This is a genomic window from Bradyrhizobium cedriense, from assembly GCF_054602315.1.
In genome coordinates this window covers 130124-144302 of the sequence record NZ_JBTSWB010000003.1, presented here as the reverse complement: position 1 = coordinate 144302, position 14179 = coordinate 130124, and the positions used below count along the sequence as shown (strand labels likewise).

Sequence of the window (14179 nt, the reverse complement as noted above, 5' to 3'; positions counted from 1 at the left end):
AGTCGGAAGGTCAGATGAAACAGCCTCTGAAGCATCGCACCCTGTCGGCTGCGATCGTCGACCAGCTCCGGCAGGCGATACTCGACGGCACCCATCCGGCGGGATCGCAGTTGCGTCAGGATGCGCTCGGTGAGGTCTATGGCGTCAGTCGCATTCCCGTCCGCGAAGCGCTGTTTCAGCTCGAGGCCGAAGGCCTGGTGCGCATCGTGCCGCAGAAGGGCGCCATCGTCTCGGAGCTGTCGTTGGACGAGATCAACGACGTGTTCGACCTGCGTTGCATCCTGGAGCCGCGCCTGCTCGCGCAATCGGCGCCGCGCTTCACCGCGGAGGATTTCGAGGGACTCGACGACATCCACAAGAGATTCGAGAAGGCGATCAAGGCGAGGAACGTCAGCGACTGGGGCCAGCTGAACGCCGACTTCCACATGGCGCTCTACGTCCACGCGCCGCAGCCGCGTACGCGCGCGATCGTGCTGTCACTGCTCCAGACCAGCGACCGCTATACTCGTCTCCAGCTCTCCAACACCAAGGCGATGGGGACAGCGGAAAAGGAGCACGCCCATCTGATCGCGCTCTGCCGCGCGCAGAAGGTGGAGGAGGCCTGCCGCTTCCTGGAGCGGCACATCGAGGCCGTGCGGAAGGATCTGTTGCAGGTCGTGGCGAACGCACCGCGGTCGCGGCGCAAGGAGAAATCGTAGGGTGAGCAAAGGCGCTGAGCGCCGTGCCCACCATGCTTCCGAAATCGCCCACAGATAGTTTGCACGCTCCGCCTTGCTCACTCCAAGGCAGTAGCGACTGGCGCTACCTGCTCCCGTCCGGCCCCATCACGAGATCCGGCAGCCAGGTCGAGATTCCCGGCACCAGGCACAGCAGCAGCACCGCGAGCATCATCAGCAGCACGAAGGGCAGGGTGCCCCAGATCACCTCGCGCAGGGGAATGTCCGGCGCGACGTTGCGGATGACGAAGATGTTGAGGCCGACCGGAGGATGGATCAGCCCCATCTCCATCACGATGGTCATGACCACGCCGAACCAGATGATGTCGAAATTGGCGGCGCGTAAGGGCGGCAGGATGATCGGCGCCGTCATCAGGATGATCGAGACCGGCGGCAGGAAGAAGCCCAGCACGACGACCATGACGAGGATCGCGAACAGCAGCTCCCACCGCGGCAGGTGCATCGCGACGATGGATTCGGCGACCGACTGCGAGATGTGCAGATAGCTCATCACGTAGGAATAGAGCAGCGACATGCCGATGATCATCATCAGCATGGTCGATTCCCGGATCGTCGACTTCATGATCGGAGCGAGGTCGCTCGGGCGCCACACGCTGTAGATCGCGGCGATCAGCGCCAGCGCGAGCAGGCCGCCGAGGCCGGCCGTTTCCGACGGGGTGGCGTAGCCGCCATAGAGCGCGACCATGACGCCGGTCAGCAGCAGCACGAACGGGATCACGCGCGGCAGCACGCTGAAGCGTTCGGCGAGCGTGTACTCGTCACGATGCAGGATCGGAGCCTCCGGTCCGCCGTTCTTGTAGACCGCTTCGGCAGCGGCATATTCCTGGCGGAAGCGAACGACGGCATAGGCGCCGAACAGGAAGACCAGCAGCAGGCCGGGACCGATGCCGGCGAGGAACAGGCGCCCAAGCGACTTCTCGGCGGCGACCGCGAACAGGATCATGGTAATCGAGGGCGGCAGCAGGATGCCCAGCGTGCCGCCTGCCGCGATGATGCCGGCGGCGAAGCCGCCGGAATAGCCGCGTTTGCGCATCTCGGGGATGCCGGCCGATCCGATCGCCGAGCAGGTCGCAGGCGAGGAGCCCGCCATGGCCGCGAACAGCGCACAGGCGAACACGTTGGCGACGCCGAGGCCGCCGGGCACGCGGTGCAGCCAGGCATGCAGCGCCAAATAGAGATCCTGGCCGGCGCGGGACTTGCCGATCGCGGCGCCCTTCAGGATGAAGAGCGGGATCGACAGCAGCGTGATCGAGGCCATTTCCTCGTAGACGTTCTGCGTCACCGTATCGAGCGACGCGGCAGGCATATAGATCGCCATGAACGCGACCGCGACCGCGCCGAGCGCGAATGCAATCGGCATGCCCGAAAACATTACGAGCAGCGTCACGATCCCGTAAGCGAGGCCAATACCGAAGACGCTCATGGCCGCCGGGCTCCGGTGAAAGGCAGCGCAAGCTGCACGAGGATCTGGATGCAGAGCAGGCTCATGCCGAGCGCCATCAGCGTATAAGGAATGGCCAGCGGCGGCGACCACATCGAGTTCGAGACCTGGCCATCGACATAGGCCTCGTGCGCCAGCGTCCAGGATTTCCAGGTGAAGAAAGCGCAGAACAGAAAGGTGGCGGCGTCGACCAGCCAGAGCCTGATCCGGTTCGCCAGAGGCGAGAGCAGTCCGACAAAGGCCTCGATGCCGATGTGACCGCGGTTCTGCTGCACGTAAGCCGCCGTCATGAAGGTCGCGCCGACCAGCAGGAACACGGCGGCCTCGTCCTGCCAGTAATTGGCGGCCTTGTAGAGAGCGCGGCTGAGCACGCTGTAGCTCAGGATGCTGCAGGCCGCGACTAGGGCGATCGCCGCGAACACCACGATGATGCTGTTGAGGATGGCGAGACTGCGATCGATTGCTGCCGCAAGGCCGGGCCCTGCGGCAGCGCTCGACGGGGTGTCACGATCCGGAAGCGGACCGTGGCTCATGCCGCGACGTCGATCGCGAGCTTGAGCAGGTTCGCCGCGGTCGCGGTCTTGCCGCTGTAGTCCTTCCAGGCGGTGTCGCGGGCGATGTCGCGCCACTTGCCGACAGTCGCTGCGTCGAGCGCCGAGACCTTGGCGCCGGCCTTCTCATAGACCTTGGCGACCTCGATGTCGTCATCCTGCGCGCCTTTGCGGCCGAAGGCTTCGAGCTCGGTGCCGACCGAGAGCAGGATGTCCTGGTGGTTTTTCGGCAGCTTGTCGAAGATCGTCTTCGACATCATCAGCGGCTCGAGCATGAACCAGTAGGACGTGCCGGCGCCTGACGTCAGCGACTTCGCGACCTCTTCGAGTCGGAACGAGATCAGGCTGGTGGAGGAGGTGATGCCGGCATCGCAGGCGCCGGTCTGCATCGCCGCGTAGATTTCGTTCGACGGCACCGACAGCACCGAGGCCCCGGCGGTCTGAAGCACCATGTCCATCTCGCGCGAGCCGCCGCGCACCTTCATGCCCTTGGCATCCTCGGGCGCGACGATGGGCCTGGAGCGGCTGGCGACGCCGCCGGCCTGCCAGACCCAGGTGAGCAGGATGATGCCCTTGTCGGCAAGGAAATCGGTCAGCGCCTTGCCGACCGGCTCCTTCTTCCAGCGCAGGCCCTGGTCGTAGGTGGTCACGAGGCCCGGCATCAGGCCGATATTGGTTTCCGGCACCTCGCCGCCGGCATAGGGCATCGGATAGAGGCTGATGTCGAGCGCGCCCTTGCGCATCGCGGAGAACTGCGCGTTGGTCTTGATCAGCGAGGAGTTCGGGTAGATCTCGGCGGCGATGTCGCCATTGCTGCGCTTGGCGACCTCGGCGGCGAACATGCGGCAGAGCCGGTCGCGGAAATCGCCCTTGTCGATGGTGCCGCCCGGGAACTGGTGCGAGATCTTCAGCGTGGTCGCGGCCTGCGCGGTGCCGGTGCCGAAGCGAAGGATTGCGGGTGCCGCGACAGCGGTCGCGAGCAGATGGCGGCGCGTGAGCATGATGGGATTTCCTCGGACGCTTCTTGTTTGCTTTGGTTGGGCTTGAGGCTGCGAGACCGGCCCGTAGGCCCATCCGAGCCGGTCATTCACCCGATAGTCTCTCATCTGATAGTTCGAGACCGAGTGCCCAGGCAAGTGCCGGCCGTGCTGCGCTGCACACTTTCAGGTTGCGAGTGCGGGAGCAGGCCGCGCGGCGGGATAGCGGAGCGCTCGCGAAAATTTATCGGCAGGCGGCGTAACGACGCCGGCTGTCGATCCGTCGAGATTGAATAGCGGCGTCCGTCGCTGACAACACCATCTCGAAGGGAAGTTGAACCATGACCACTCGCACCCGCATCGTGCTCGGCGTCTCGGCTGCCGCTCTCTCGCTTGGCCTCGCGTTTGCGCCGGCCGCCTTTGCTCAGGACAAGATGGGCAAGGATGACGGCATGATGAAAAAGGACACGATGTCCAAGGACGGCATGATGAAGAAGGACACCATGTCCAAGGACGACGGCATGAAGAAGGACCACATGTCGAAGGATGGCATGAAGAAGGACGACGGGATGATGAAGAAGAATTGATCCTTCGTCGTCATCGCGCGGCGCCATCTTGGGGCGGCCGCGCAGCCCTAATTCCGGCGGCGGCCTTTGGGCCGCCTCCGGAACGGGCTTTCGTTCAATTACAATTGAACGTGACCAGCGTGCCTTACTTGCGCTTGGCCTTGCGGGCCGCGTAGCGGGCGTCCCGCTTGGCCTTCTGTTCGGCTTCGAGCGCCGCCAGCCGTTCGGCGGTTTCCTGGGCCTCGCGTGCTGTCCGCTCGGCTTCGGCCGCCTTGGCTTCTTCCTCGCGGCGCTTCTGCTCGGCCTTCTCGGCTTCGCGCGCGGCCTTGGCCTCGGCGCGCTTGGCGGCGAGGGCTTCGCGCTCGGCGCGACGAGCCGCAACGGCCGGATCATCGGGACCCGGCTGCGACTTGAATTTGTTCAACAGATTCTTGCGAGCGTCCTGCGCTGCCTTTTGCCGGTCTGTGAAGCCGGGTTCCCTGAATCCACTCATCGACGAGCCTTGTCTTCCTCGCTTTCGATCCTACATCGCTGCCTGTTGGTACGTCGGCTGGGCATAGCAGGCGCCACGCGACGCAGAAGCGTGTACATCGGCGCGCGTCGCGAAGCCACTATATTCGCAGCCGATCAGGTCGACGAAAAATCGCCCACCCCGACGATCTCTCGTAGCCCGGAAAAACTGCCGAATTGTGATTTCCCTCATAAGGGAGCACGAGGGCGACGCCTAGCGTCCCCCCGATACGAGACGGAGTACGGGCATGATGATCTCAAAACCAAGTCTGAAGGCGCTCGCGATCGCTTTCGTCCTCGCAGGCGTGGCCGCAGCCGCGCTGCTGCTCGCTCGTCCACAGCCCGTTGAAAGTGCCTTGTTAGGCGCGGATTGGGAATGCACCCAGACCGCATTCGTGCTCACGAGCTGCGCACCGCGGGTCCAGCAGGCCATTCCAGCGGTCGAAACCTCGCGCAAGGATGCGATTCCGCCGACCCGAGGCTGAATTGCGCGGTCTGATCGGGATGTGACGCGACGCCGCAGAGGTGATAAAAGCCGGCTCCCCAGTGCGACCAGGCGGCATGTCGAAGCCAGAATCCAGATCCGAGCCGGGCGACGGGCTCAATCCTCGACCGAACCGTCAGCCCAATCGGCAGTCCGGTGACAACCGCCGGGGTGCAATCGCCGGATTGATCATTGCGATCGCGATCCTGGGCGTCGGTTGGTGGCTCACCCGGAATCTCACGGCAGCCAGCAAGATGCAGGACTGCCTGATGTCCGGGCGAAGCAACTGCAACGTGATCGAGCCGGCTCGCTAGGCGCGCTCCAACGTGCCCCGTTGGGCCGAAAAAATGTCGTGATCTTAATCATTTGTAACGGGACTTGGCCGATCAAGCAGGGCAGTTGTTTCGGCCGGCATCAGCCCGGGACGCGGCGATTCGCCGATCGCACCCGGGACCGCGGCCATCGAGAGAGCAGGGGGCGAGCACGCATGAGTGCGTCCAAACGCATGAAGATTGTCATTCCCGTGGTTTCGGCCATGTCGCTGCTTGCGCTGTCGGCGCAGGCGCAAGACGCCAGATCGCCGAGAGATGCCGGCCAGCCGTCGGCCGGGCCGGCTGCAGGCGCGCCGCCTCAGGCCAATCAGAACATGCGCAGGGGCCCCCCGCCGCAGCAGGCGACCCGGCCCGTTCAATCCGGCGGCCAGCCCCATGCTGGGCCTCGCGGGCACGATGCCGGCGGCCCGCCGCAGGGACGTCATGCGCGTGGTCCTGCCCCGGCGCGGGACTGGGGTGGACATAGCTATCGCGGCAATCGCGCTTGGGACGGCGGACGCTGGCGCCACGAAGTCCGCAACGGCCGCTCCGGCTGGTGGTGGGACGTTGGCGGCGTCTGGTATTACTATCCGCAACGAATGGCTGGCCCGCCCGCGTACATCTCGGAGGACTACATCGACGACGTGCCGGTGGCCTATGCTCCGCCGCCGGTCGCGTATGCCCCGCCGCCACCGCCGCCGCCGCCGCCGGCTGATCCCGGCGTGAGTGCCTTGGGTGGCGCGATCGTTGGCGGCGTGCTTGGCGGCCTGATCTCGGGCAACGCAACGGGGGCTGCGGCAGGCGCGGTTCTCGGTGGCGCAACGGGCGCAATTGCAGGCGCCACCGCGGCATCCCAGCCCGGCTATTATTGGGCGCAGGGCACCTGCTACTACCGCTATCCGAACGGGCAGTACGTGCAGGCCGATCCCCGCGCGTGCTACTGAGTTCTGCGAGCCACATTGGAGTGCGGAGGCGGGCTGAGCCCGCCTCTTTTTTTGCGCGCCGGCGAAGCTTGAAATTAGCGCTGGCGCTCGTTGTCGCCTCACGCAAATCTCAAAAGAAAAATCGGGATGATTCGCGGGGATGTAGGGACATGCTGGATGCCATCCAGATCAGCGTGGCGCTCTGGGCCATGATCGTTTGCGGCGGGATCAAACTCTCTCAGGCACTGCCTTTCCTGCTCTAGCGGAGATCGGCTCACGCAGCTTATGCGTGTGGCAAGCGAGCCGATTGCTTCGCGCGTCAGGACACGAGCCAGGTGAAGAATGCGATCGTGCCCCAGACCAGGCCGCCGATCCAGGCCAGCATCACGATGGCGATGGTGCCGAGATAGGCGATGCCGAGCAGGTCGGACCTATGTCGCTGGGTCGGGGCGATCGTCTCTGCCGCCGCCTTGTGTGTCATGACCTGACCTCCGCCATGGAGCGTTGAATCGTTTTTAGCGGAGATAACAGGTGCAGGCTGTGACGCAGTTCACAGATCCATCGAATGAGGCATGCGCGACGAGGAAGGCACCCCGCAATCATACGGGCGAAATTGCCATGCGCCTGTCCAGATCGGCTGTCTAAACTCGGTCTCATGAGTACTCAGTACGATCCACAGCACGAAGCTGAGGCCGCAATGAAGCTGGCCGCGGAATCCGAGGGCGCCGATCGGCAACGATTGATTCAGCTGGCTCTGGCATGGCAGCAGCTCGCCCGCGGTCCGCGCGAGGAGCAAGCGGGCTTGGCGGATCGGGCTGGGCGCATCCAAAGCTGATAGGCTGCCCCACATGAGAAAGCCCCGTGCTCGGGGGACAAGCACGGGGCCCTTCAAAGCCGACCCGGGCTGGTAGGTCGGCACCACTCGTTTCGCACATGCAACGCTCTGCGCGCAGGTTCGTTCCGGATCAACTCCGCCGCTGAAATCCCGGGCGGCTCGAGAGGCTGCCCAACTCGGCAGGCAGGAACATTCGTTCCGCGGCAACGTTGTGCGGCCATGACCGACCCAGAGCTACGCGCACAATCGTTCGAGATCGCCTGGAGCTACCTCGACCAATCCGGCCTGCTCACGGGCGAGCACAAGGAATCGGCACGCTTCATCCTGAACCGTATCGACCGCATGATGCTGCGTGGAGAGCGACGCCGATTGCTTTTGTCGAACGCGGCGATCGATGCCTACCGGTTGCGGCCGGTCCTCGTGAGTGCATGACCGATCTGGTTGAACCGTTCATTAACGAATGCTCGGCCCCTCGATTTGCGATCGCGATTCGTGCCTTGCGAACGAAGGGGAGTCGGACCATGAACAAACAAAAAGCCCCCGAAGGGGCTCAGTGTTTCAGGCGGCTTCCGTCTTCGGCACGGCGTCGGCATTCACCGACAGCTTGACGACATCGCCTTCGACGGCACCGACATATTTCGTGTCGATGTAGTGATGATGGTCCTTGTGACCTTCCGGGCTGTCCTTCCGCGTCAGCTTGATGCGGTTGCCCTCGACGCGATCGACGGTACCGACATGTGCTCCGTCCTTGCCGATGATCTTCATGTGCTCTCTGATGTCAGACATGCTGTCCTCCTTGCACCCATTCAACGGCGAAGATCGATGTTCGTTGCAGCAGGCGCTTTGGACCCATGGCGCCTTCTGCACGTTGACGCCGCACCGGATCTGTCAAGACGCGCATGGAGACCATTCCAGCCTATCTGGAACGAAAGCATCAGGAACTCGGGCTGTTGAACGATTGCCTGAGAAACCGGCTCGAGTTGGCGCGTCCGCGTTCCGTCGAGGACGTCGTCAGATCCAAATTCCGGATCACTGCGGCGCTGAGGGCGGAGCACGAATTGCAGGAGTGGCAGGCGACGGAGACGGCCTGGTCGCACACCGCCGATCCCGCCAGCGGGCCGTTCCAGTTCAGTTACGACTACCAGCGGGCCGATCTGACGGTCCGCGGTCCTTCGTTCTATGAGTTCGACTGCGGCTGCACGAGCACGGCGATCTACACAGCTTCAGGCATGGCGGCGCTCTCCGCCGTGCTGCTCGCTTCCGCGCAAATCGTCGAGAAGGCTGATGTCCTGGCGCTTCCAGGTTCCTACGGCGAAACGCTGGAGCTGATCCGGGGCTTCGTCCCTCATTTGCGGCTCGAAGCCTTGAAGCTGCCGCTGGGCGATGCGTTTGCTCCGTCGAGTTTGCCGCGAATACTTCTGCTGGATTCCTGCTCCCTGGCCGGCGCCTTCGAGGCGGCGCTACGCTGTGACGGCTCGGGCCTCGACCTCCTGATCTTCGATACGACGTGTTTCGCCGGCAGGTCAGGCCGCATCAGGCGTGTCTTGAGGTGGGCCCGGCGATACGGAATTCCGCTGGTGCTGGTGCGAAGCCACAACAAGCTCGATTCGCTCGGAGCGGAATATGGCCGGCTCGGCTCGGCCGTTTTCGTGCATGGGACTGAGCACCAGCAGCGGGCAGGGCGCCCTGAATGGACACGTCTCGCGGCGGAAACCCGCAACGCGGTGCGGCTGCTCGGTGGCGCGGCGTTGCCGGCTCACTTCCCGCCCTTCGCGGGCAGCACGGAGTACTGGGTCCTTACGAAGAGGCGCGTCGCGGCGATCCTGCGCAACGGCCGAAGCTCAGCCCGGTATTTTGCCGCGACGCTCCCGGCGCTCTCGGCCGAGCTTCATTTCGCCCATGGCCTCTATGTGACCTTACGGGGAAAACGCGCGCTCGACGAGGCGACAGCGCGGCAGGCTGCCGAAGACATGAGCGGCGAATTGCGCCAAGAGGGCTTTCCCATCCGCCACGCCGGCAGTTTCGGCTTCGATTTCGCGGCAACCGAGTGGTTTCACGATGCGACCACGGATCAGTACAGCGTCCGGGTGGCCGTCTCGGATCTTCCGACGGAGCTTTGGAAAGGTCTGGCGGCCGCGATTGCGCGGTGGTGGCGGACGCATCAGGGAGAAGGGTGAATAGACATCGTCGGTAGCCGCGTGAGGATATGCCGGGATCAATCGATCGCCAGGCATTGCTCCAAGGCCGGCCTCTCGTGGCCGCCGCGCGCCCACTCCTGAACTGCGAAGGCAAGGTGATGCTGGCCCATCGCGGCGCCGACGATCGATGCTTGCGCCACCTTGATGGGCTTTGTGACCACGTTGGTGGTTACGACGCCTGCGTCAATCGCCAGGTACGACATCGCGACGATCGCCACCGCGGATGCGACGGCCATTCTGGTCCATTCAGATTGAGGCATCGGGATCCTTTTTGGGCACACGTCGCCCGGCGCATAGATAGGGCTCATGTGCTCGGTTCAAAGCCCGGAGCGAAACTACCCACGCGTTCGTGAAGGACGACGGGGCGTCCTTGGTCTCCTCAAGCGACCCCTTGTCTCAGAGTGCGCAGATCGACGGAATGAGGCGCCGGCGGCAAGACGAAGACCAGGCTGCCGGGCCGGCGTTTTCTGACGGCAAACAGAAAGGCCGCAGCGGACATCCGCTGCGGCCCCACTGTCAAAAAACTCCGGGTGAAAAGATGTAAGTGAACTATGCAGCCAGCCCCGGTTTCCTCAACAAAACACTACTTTGTTTCAGCAGTGTTTCGTCGCGCGAAGAAAATGCTGTTCCTTTCCAGGAACTTAGATTGTGTGACAATAGTGCCCGGCTGACACGAGAGCCGCTGCGGGCGATTGGTGGTGGGGTTCCTTTGAAACCGGAGAGGAAGTCAATCGTTGCCTGCAACGACGGATTGAACCACATGAACAAAGAAGCCTCCGAAACATCGAAGGACTCCAACGTCGACAATGAAAAGGCGACGGAGGACCTCAAGCAAGTTGTCAGCGAGAGCATCGAGGAGCAGCGCGCCCTGATCGAGAAGCTCCGACGCAAGTTGAATTGAGACCGCTCAGGTGACGCCGGAGGAATTTCTAGAGCGAGCCGAGCACTACCGGGCGGCAAAAGAGAGTGCCAGAAACGATTTCGCCCGCCATCACCTCGAGGCCCTGGAACACAGTTATCGGGTACTCGCTGCAAGCGAGACGGCCGTGCGCAAGGCAGCGCGCACGGCGAAGGCGCTTTCCCGCACAGACGATTAGACCGGCTTGGCTTCCGGCCTCTTTCGCAGCTACGGTCGCCAAGCTGTACGAACGTCGACGCCGCGACTCCCGCAGGCCAACAGACGAAGCGCCGCTCGCTATCAGACAGCCGCACCTTGTCAGCATCGCCTGGAGGGAACAAACCCACAACGCGGTGAGGCTATTGTTAGTGTGGGCAACAATTGGCGATCCCGGCAGGAATCGAACCTGCAACCCTCAGAGTAGAAATCTGATGCTCTATCCAGTTGAGCTACGGGACCGTCTCGAGGCGGGCCTTGCGCCGGCCTCGGTTAACCGCCTGCCTGTCTTCTATCACTCCAAATATGAAAAATCCGCGGGTTGGCCAAGCCCGATCCGCGCCCTTTCCGCCTCAACCCCAAAAGCGCTGAGTTCGGCTCTTGCTGGTCCCGGGGCCAGGGCGAGGAGTCAAGGCGAGGCGTCAAGGCGAGGCGTGGGATAGATAAAGATCACGTGCCGCTCCACGAGCAGCGGTGCGCGGTCATCCCGGCAGCCATGGGACTATGCCGCTCCAACATGCACCCCGGGCCGTCGGCCCGTCCACGGCAGGGCCTGCTCGAGCTGGGCCGCGAGCCGCAGCAGAATATCCTCGGCCCCGAAACGTGCGACGAACTGCATGCCCAGGGGCATTCCTTCGGAGTCCGTCGTCAGTGGCAGGCTAATCGCGGGCTGCCCGGTCATGTTGTAAAGGGCCGTGTATGAGGCGTGATTGAACAGGCGATCGTACCAGCCCTGCGCATCCAGCGATGGATCGTTGGCGTCGAGATGCCCCAGCGCCACGGTCCGCTCTCCGAGGGTCGGTGTGAGCAGCACGTCGTACTCGTTGAAGAAGGGCGCAACCGACCGGCAGACGACGTTTGCGAATGCGTCGGCCATTTCGAGATCGACGAGCTTTAGGCCCAACCCGTATTGGTAGCAGGCGAGGGTCGTGGCTTCGAGCGTCTCCGGAGAAGGGCGGCGTCCGTTGAGCTGGGTTGTGCCGAGAATCCCCGCAGCCAGGAAGCCGCACCAATAGACGATATTCGCCTTGTGGAACATGGTTTCGTCATAGGCGGGCGAGGCTTCGCTCACCTCATGACCGAGAGTTTCGAGTTCGCGTACCACCCGCATGACGGCATCGCGCACATCGCCTCCGGCACGCGCTCCCTTCATGCCGGACAAGGACACCGCGACGCGCAGCCGCCCTGTCGGAGCGCCGATTTCATCGGCGTAGGGCCGCGACGGCGGCGGAATGACGAAGGGATCTCCGACCCCCGGCCCTAGCACCGAATCGAGCACCGCCGCGCAATCGCGCACCGTACGTGTGACCACGTGTTCGATGCCCAGGCCGTGCAGGGGTTGGCCGAACTCGGGACCGGTCGGGGTGCGTCCACGAGTAGGTTTCAGGCCGACCACGCCGCACATGGCCGCGGGGATCCGAATGGAGCCACCCCCGTCATTGGCATGGGCGATGGGCACGATACCTGCGGCGACGGCGGCGGCGGAACCCCCGCTGGAGCCGCCCGGGGAGCGCCCGACATTCCATGGGTTACGTGTCGGCCCGTAGAGAACAGGTTCTGTCGTGGAGCAGAAGCCGAATTCGGGGGTATTGGTGCGACCGATCGCGACGAAGCCTGCGGCCTTGAAGCGGCGCATCAACTCGGTGTCATGCGGCGAGACGAAGCTGTCCTCGACAAGCCGGCTGCCCATGTCGCAGCGGACGCCTTCAGCGTGCATGACCAGGTCTTTGATGAGGAACGGCAGCCCAGCGAACGGGCCGTCGGCCGGCTCGGGCGATTGCGAGTCGATATTACCTATGACGGCATTGATGGTGGGGTTGACCTTTTCGATGCCCAAGCGGGCGGTTGCCGCCAACTCTGCCGCGCTCACCTCACCGTTTCGAACTAATTCGGCGAGCCCCAATCCGTCGTACCTTGCGTATTCGTCGAGCTTCATCTTGTCTCCTGACATGGCTCGTGACATGGCTCGAGTCTCGAGAGCCTCGATCAGGAAAGCGGGATTGCAGATGGTTCACCATCGACCAGATGTTCCACCCCCCTGCGCGGTCGTGGCGGCGCCGGGGCGCGCGACCCAGCTAGGAGGAGCGGGGGCGACTGGCGAGATGCAGGAGCGCAACCTTGTTGTTCACGCCCAGCTTGTCGTAGATCGCGCGAAGATGGTGCCGCACTGTATAGGGCGAGCAGCCGAGGAACGCCGCGATCTCCTTGTAGGATCGGCCCTCGCGATACAAGTCCACGATTTCTGTCTCGCGCGGCGACAAGCGGCCCGTCGCGTCGCGGGGACGGACGCGAAGCACGGCCAGGCCATGGTGGGGGGCGGCATCGACGCTCAAGGCACGGCCGTCATACCTGTGACCGGCGTTCGTTGCGTCGCGCAGCAAGCGAGGCAACTCCGGTCCACGCCAGCGCGGCCATTCAAGGCTCATCAACGCGGCAAAGGTTGCGTCACTCGCATGTAGCAGGCCGTGCTGATCGGCAACGGCAAAGCCCTCTCGAAGGACGTCCGAGCGCGCCCGCAGGCCTTCGACATGGTGCAGCCGGTTCGCATGCCAGGCAGCTGCGACATGCGGCATGATGAGCTCCTGAAAGGACCGGTCGGCGGGGCCAAATCCGGGGGTATCGGCCGGCCGATAAAGTGACAGGAAGGCAAACAAGCAAGGGATTGGCGTGGCGACCGCGATCGACATTGCGCTGGCGATGTCGAACCGATTGCCCAGGGCGACAAATTCGGCATGGCCCATGGCCCTCGCACTCATACTGGCCGCGACGCCGGGTGTGGCAACCACCTTTGCCGCCAGTGCATCCTTGTGCTTGACGGTCTCCCAGTCGCGGACAAAGTCGTGCGGCAAAACGTCGACGAAAGAACTGTGCAGCGTCAGCGCCCCGCGCGGTTGCGCCCGCAGCATGCCCCAATAGGCAGACCGAAACGGTAAATGGTCGCGCAGCCGCAAAAGTGTGGCTTCCTGAAAGCGGTCGAGCGGCAGCGCGCGCGCCAGTGCGTAAAGTTCAAGCAGGAAGGCACTGGTACGTCGAGCGAGGCTGGTTCCTGATCGATCACGGACAGTCATGTCAGTCGTACACAGGCCCGAGCGGCCGATCCGTATGCCGGGAGGTGGATAGCAGCTCGTTGGTCAACCTTGCGCACTTTATTTCACGCGGCCCAGGGGCGAACTGTCTACTCCGATCGCTATCAGTGTCACACGAAAGCAATTTGAGTGCCAGTGGGGGAGATGGCTGACTTCGGAACGCGCCGGCCAGAGGCAAGCGATGCCTTGGCGATTCTCGACCAGCGCAAAAAAAATCTGACATCCGCCAAGCCTGAACCGAACCGTTTTCGTCCGGCAAGCGACAAAGCGCAGCGGCGGTGCGTTTGATGCGCTACTTGGACTTCGCGGCAGACCATGTCGCGCTCCCGGGACGTGCTATGCCGGGAAATCTCATCCTCTGCCGCCGCTTCGAGGCGGCGGTCCTTGGGGCAGCTTTGGGCTTGCTTTGCCATGGCGAAAGCGACGATTTGCACCTTTGGTTCCTT

18 protein-coding genes and 1 tRNA gene are annotated in these 14179 nt (G+C 63.6%); 8 read left to right on the top strand and 11 right to left on the bottom strand.

Annotated features, from left to right (window positions below; genetic code table 11):
* Positions 1-14: 14 nt before the first annotated feature.
* Entirely contained in the window at positions 15-698 is a 684-nt protein-coding gene (locus ACYCVF_RS12235; RefSeq protein ID WP_459595771.1) for a GntR family transcriptional regulator, read from the top strand.
* A 103-nt stretch (positions 699-801) separates the two neighbouring features.
* Here the strand turns inward: ACYCVF_RS12235 and ACYCVF_RS12230 are convergent, their stop codons facing one another.
* The 3 genes from ACYCVF_RS12230 to ACYCVF_RS12220 are packed head-to-tail and all read right to left on the bottom strand — an operon-like array spanning position 802 to position 3730.
* Positions 802-2160: a TRAP transporter large permease gene (locus ACYCVF_RS12230; protein ID WP_459595770.1), complete on the bottom strand. Its 1359-nt coding sequence runs from the start codon at positions 2158-2160 to the stop codon at positions 802-804.
* Entirely contained in the window at positions 2157-2711 is a 555-nt protein-coding gene (locus ACYCVF_RS12225; RefSeq protein WP_459595769.1) for a TRAP transporter small permease, read from the bottom strand. Before ACYCVF_RS12225 ends, ACYCVF_RS12230 begins: the two co-directional genes overlap by 4 nt.
* The gene (locus ACYCVF_RS12220; protein ID WP_459595768.1) at positions 2708-3730 is read right to left on the bottom strand and encodes a TRAP transporter substrate-binding protein; all 1023 of its coding nucleotides are present in this window, start codon (positions 3728-3730) and stop codon (positions 2708-2710) included. The genes ACYCVF_RS12225 and ACYCVF_RS12220 overlap by 4 nt, the downstream gene beginning before the upstream one ends.
* A gap of 317 nt (positions 3731-4047) precedes the next feature.
* On the opposite strand from ACYCVF_RS12220, the gene ACYCVF_RS12215 reads away from it, so the two are divergent.
* Positions 4048-4293 carry a pentapeptide MXKDX repeat protein gene (locus tag ACYCVF_RS12215; protein WP_061020816.1) on the top strand — a complete coding sequence of 82 codons (246 nt, stop codon included), beginning with the start codon at positions 4048-4050 and terminating at the stop codon, positions 4291-4293.
* A gap of 124 nt (positions 4294-4417) precedes the next feature.
* Here ACYCVF_RS12215 and ACYCVF_RS12210 read toward each other — a convergent pair whose 3' ends face one another.
* Positions 4418-4765, bottom strand: coding sequence for a DUF6481 family protein (locus ACYCVF_RS12210; protein ID WP_459595767.1), 348 nt, complete (start codon positions 4763-4765; stop codon positions 4418-4420).
* A 265-nt stretch (positions 4766-5030) separates the two neighbouring features.
* Between ACYCVF_RS12210 and ACYCVF_RS12205 the strand changes: the two genes are divergently transcribed.
* From ACYCVF_RS12205 to ACYCVF_RS12195, 3 genes are all read left to right on the top strand, one after another.
* Positions 5031-5267 carry a hypothetical protein gene (locus ACYCVF_RS12205; protein WP_459595766.1) on the top strand — a complete coding sequence of 79 codons (237 nt, stop codon included), beginning with the start codon at positions 5031-5033 and terminating at the stop codon, positions 5265-5267.
* Positions 5268-5343: 76 nt separating this feature from the next.
* On the top strand, positions 5344-5580 hold the full coding sequence (locus tag ACYCVF_RS12200; protein WP_459595765.1) for a hypothetical protein: 237 nt from the start codon (positions 5344-5346) through the stop codon (positions 5578-5580).
* Positions 5581-5753: 173 nt separating this feature from the next.
* Positions 5754-6521 (top strand): hypothetical protein, encoded by a 768-nt coding sequence (locus tag ACYCVF_RS12195; RefSeq protein ID WP_459595764.1) that lies wholly within the window; start codon positions 5754-5756, stop codon positions 6519-6521.
* 298 nt (positions 6522-6819) lie between these two features.
* Here ACYCVF_RS12195 and ACYCVF_RS12190 read toward each other — a convergent pair whose 3' ends face one another.
* Complete coding sequence (locus tag ACYCVF_RS12190) at positions 6820-6981, bottom strand: hypothetical protein (RefSeq protein ID WP_459595763.1); 162 nt, start codon at positions 6979-6981, stop codon at positions 6820-6822.
* Between the two features lie 573 nt (positions 6982-7554).
* Between ACYCVF_RS12190 and ACYCVF_RS12185 the strand changes: the two genes are divergently transcribed.
* A complete protein-coding gene (locus ACYCVF_RS12185; protein ID WP_459595762.1) occupies positions 7555-7767 on the top strand; it encodes a hypothetical protein in 213 nt (70 codons plus the stop codon).
* 126 nt (positions 7768-7893) lie between these two features.
* Here ACYCVF_RS12185 and ACYCVF_RS12180 read toward each other — a convergent pair whose 3' ends face one another.
* Positions 7894-8121 (bottom strand): DUF2171 domain-containing protein, encoded by a 228-nt coding sequence (locus tag ACYCVF_RS12180; protein WP_459595761.1) that lies wholly within the window; start codon positions 8119-8121, stop codon positions 7894-7896.
* A gap of 113 nt (positions 8122-8234) precedes the next feature.
* On the opposite strand from ACYCVF_RS12180, the gene ACYCVF_RS12175 reads away from it, so the two are divergent.
* Positions 8235-9512 carry a hypothetical protein gene (locus tag ACYCVF_RS12175; RefSeq protein WP_459595760.1) on the top strand — a complete coding sequence of 426 codons (1278 nt, stop codon included), beginning with the start codon at positions 8235-8237 and terminating at the stop codon, positions 9510-9512.
* 38 nt (positions 9513-9550) lie between these two features.
* Here ACYCVF_RS12175 and ACYCVF_RS12170 read toward each other — a convergent pair whose 3' ends face one another.
* Positions 9551-9769 carry a hypothetical protein gene (locus tag ACYCVF_RS12170; protein WP_459595759.1) on the bottom strand — a complete coding sequence of 73 codons (219 nt, stop codon included), beginning with the start codon at positions 9767-9769 and terminating at the stop codon, positions 9551-9553.
* 308 nt (positions 9770-10077) lie between these two features.
* On the opposite strand from ACYCVF_RS12170, the gene ACYCVF_RS12165 reads away from it, so the two are divergent.
* Positions 10078-10434 (top strand): hypothetical protein, encoded by a 357-nt coding sequence (locus ACYCVF_RS12165; RefSeq protein WP_459595758.1) that lies wholly within the window; start codon positions 10078-10080, stop codon positions 10432-10434.
* A gap of 379 nt (positions 10435-10813) precedes the next feature.
* Here ACYCVF_RS12165 and ACYCVF_RS12160 read toward each other — a convergent pair.
* The 4 genes from ACYCVF_RS12160 to ACYCVF_RS12145 all read right to left on the bottom strand — a co-directional run bounded on the left by ACYCVF_RS12160 (position 10814) and on the right by ACYCVF_RS12145 (position 14167).
* Positions 10814-10890 (bottom strand) — tRNA-Arg (locus tag ACYCVF_RS12160).
* A gap of 259 nt (positions 10891-11149) precedes the next feature.
* A complete protein-coding gene (locus ACYCVF_RS12155; protein ID WP_459595757.1) occupies positions 11150-12583 on the bottom strand; it encodes an amidase in 1434 nt (477 codons plus the stop codon).
* A 139-nt stretch (positions 12584-12722) separates the two neighbouring features.
* Positions 12723-13598, bottom strand: coding sequence for a helix-turn-helix transcriptional regulator (locus tag ACYCVF_RS12150; RefSeq protein ID WP_459595756.1), 876 nt, complete (start codon positions 13596-13598; stop codon positions 12723-12725).
* A gap of 245 nt (positions 13599-13843) precedes the next feature.
* Positions 13844-14167 carry a hypothetical protein gene (locus ACYCVF_RS12145; RefSeq protein WP_459595755.1) on the bottom strand — a complete coding sequence of 108 codons (324 nt, stop codon included), beginning with the start codon at positions 14165-14167 and terminating at the stop codon, positions 13844-13846.
* Positions 14168-14179 lie beyond the last annotated feature (12 nt).

Excerpts from the sequence above, each read along its gene's own strand:
- ACYCVF_RS12235 (WP_459595771.1), top strand. The coding sequence starts at position 15 with ATGAAACAGCCTCTGAAGCATCGCACCCTGTCGGCTGCGATCGTCGAC.
- ACYCVF_RS12230 (WP_459595770.1), bottom strand. The coding sequence starts at position 2,160 with ATGAGCGTCTTCGGTATTGGCCTCGCTTACGGGATCGTGACGCTGCTC.
- ACYCVF_RS12225 (WP_459595769.1), bottom strand. The coding sequence starts at position 2,711 with ATGAGCCACGGTCCGCTTCCGGATCGTGACACCCCGTCGAGCGCTGCC.
- ACYCVF_RS12220 (WP_459595768.1), bottom strand. The coding sequence starts at position 3,730 with ATGCTCACGCGCCGCCATCTGCTCGCGACCGCTGTCGCGGCACCCGCA.
- ACYCVF_RS12215 (WP_061020816.1), top strand. The coding sequence starts at position 4,048 with ATGACCACTCGCACCCGCATCGTGCTCGGCGTCTCGGCTGCCGCTCTC.
- ACYCVF_RS12210 (WP_459595767.1), bottom strand. The coding sequence starts at position 4,765 with ATGAGTGGATTCAGGGAACCCGGCTTCACAGACCGGCAAAAGGCAGCG.
- ACYCVF_RS12205 (WP_459595766.1), top strand. The coding sequence starts at position 5,031 with ATGATGATCTCAAAACCAAGTCTGAAGGCGCTCGCGATCGCTTTCGTC.
- ACYCVF_RS12200 (WP_459595765.1), top strand. The coding sequence starts at position 5,344 with ATGTCGAAGCCAGAATCCAGATCCGAGCCGGGCGACGGGCTCAATCCT.
- ACYCVF_RS12195 (WP_459595764.1), top strand. The coding sequence starts at position 5,754 with ATGAGTGCGTCCAAACGCATGAAGATTGTCATTCCCGTGGTTTCGGCC.
- ACYCVF_RS12190 (WP_459595763.1), bottom strand. The coding sequence starts at position 6,981 with ATGACACACAAGGCGGCGGCAGAGACGATCGCCCCGACCCAGCGACAT.
- ACYCVF_RS12185 (WP_459595762.1), top strand. The coding sequence starts at position 7,555 with ATGACCGACCCAGAGCTACGCGCACAATCGTTCGAGATCGCCTGGAGC.
- ACYCVF_RS12180 (WP_459595761.1), bottom strand. The coding sequence starts at position 8,121 with ATGTCTGACATCAGAGAGCACATGAAGATCATCGGCAAGGACGGAGCA.
- ACYCVF_RS12175 (WP_459595760.1), top strand. The coding sequence starts at position 8,235 with ATGGAGACCATTCCAGCCTATCTGGAACGAAAGCATCAGGAACTCGGG.
- ACYCVF_RS12170 (WP_459595759.1), bottom strand. The coding sequence starts at position 9,769 with ATGGCCGTCGCATCCGCGGTGGCGATCGTCGCGATGTCGTACCTGGCG.
- ACYCVF_RS12155 (WP_459595757.1), bottom strand. The coding sequence starts at position 12,583 with ATGAAGCTCGACGAATACGCAAGGTACGACGGATTGGGGCTCGCCGAA.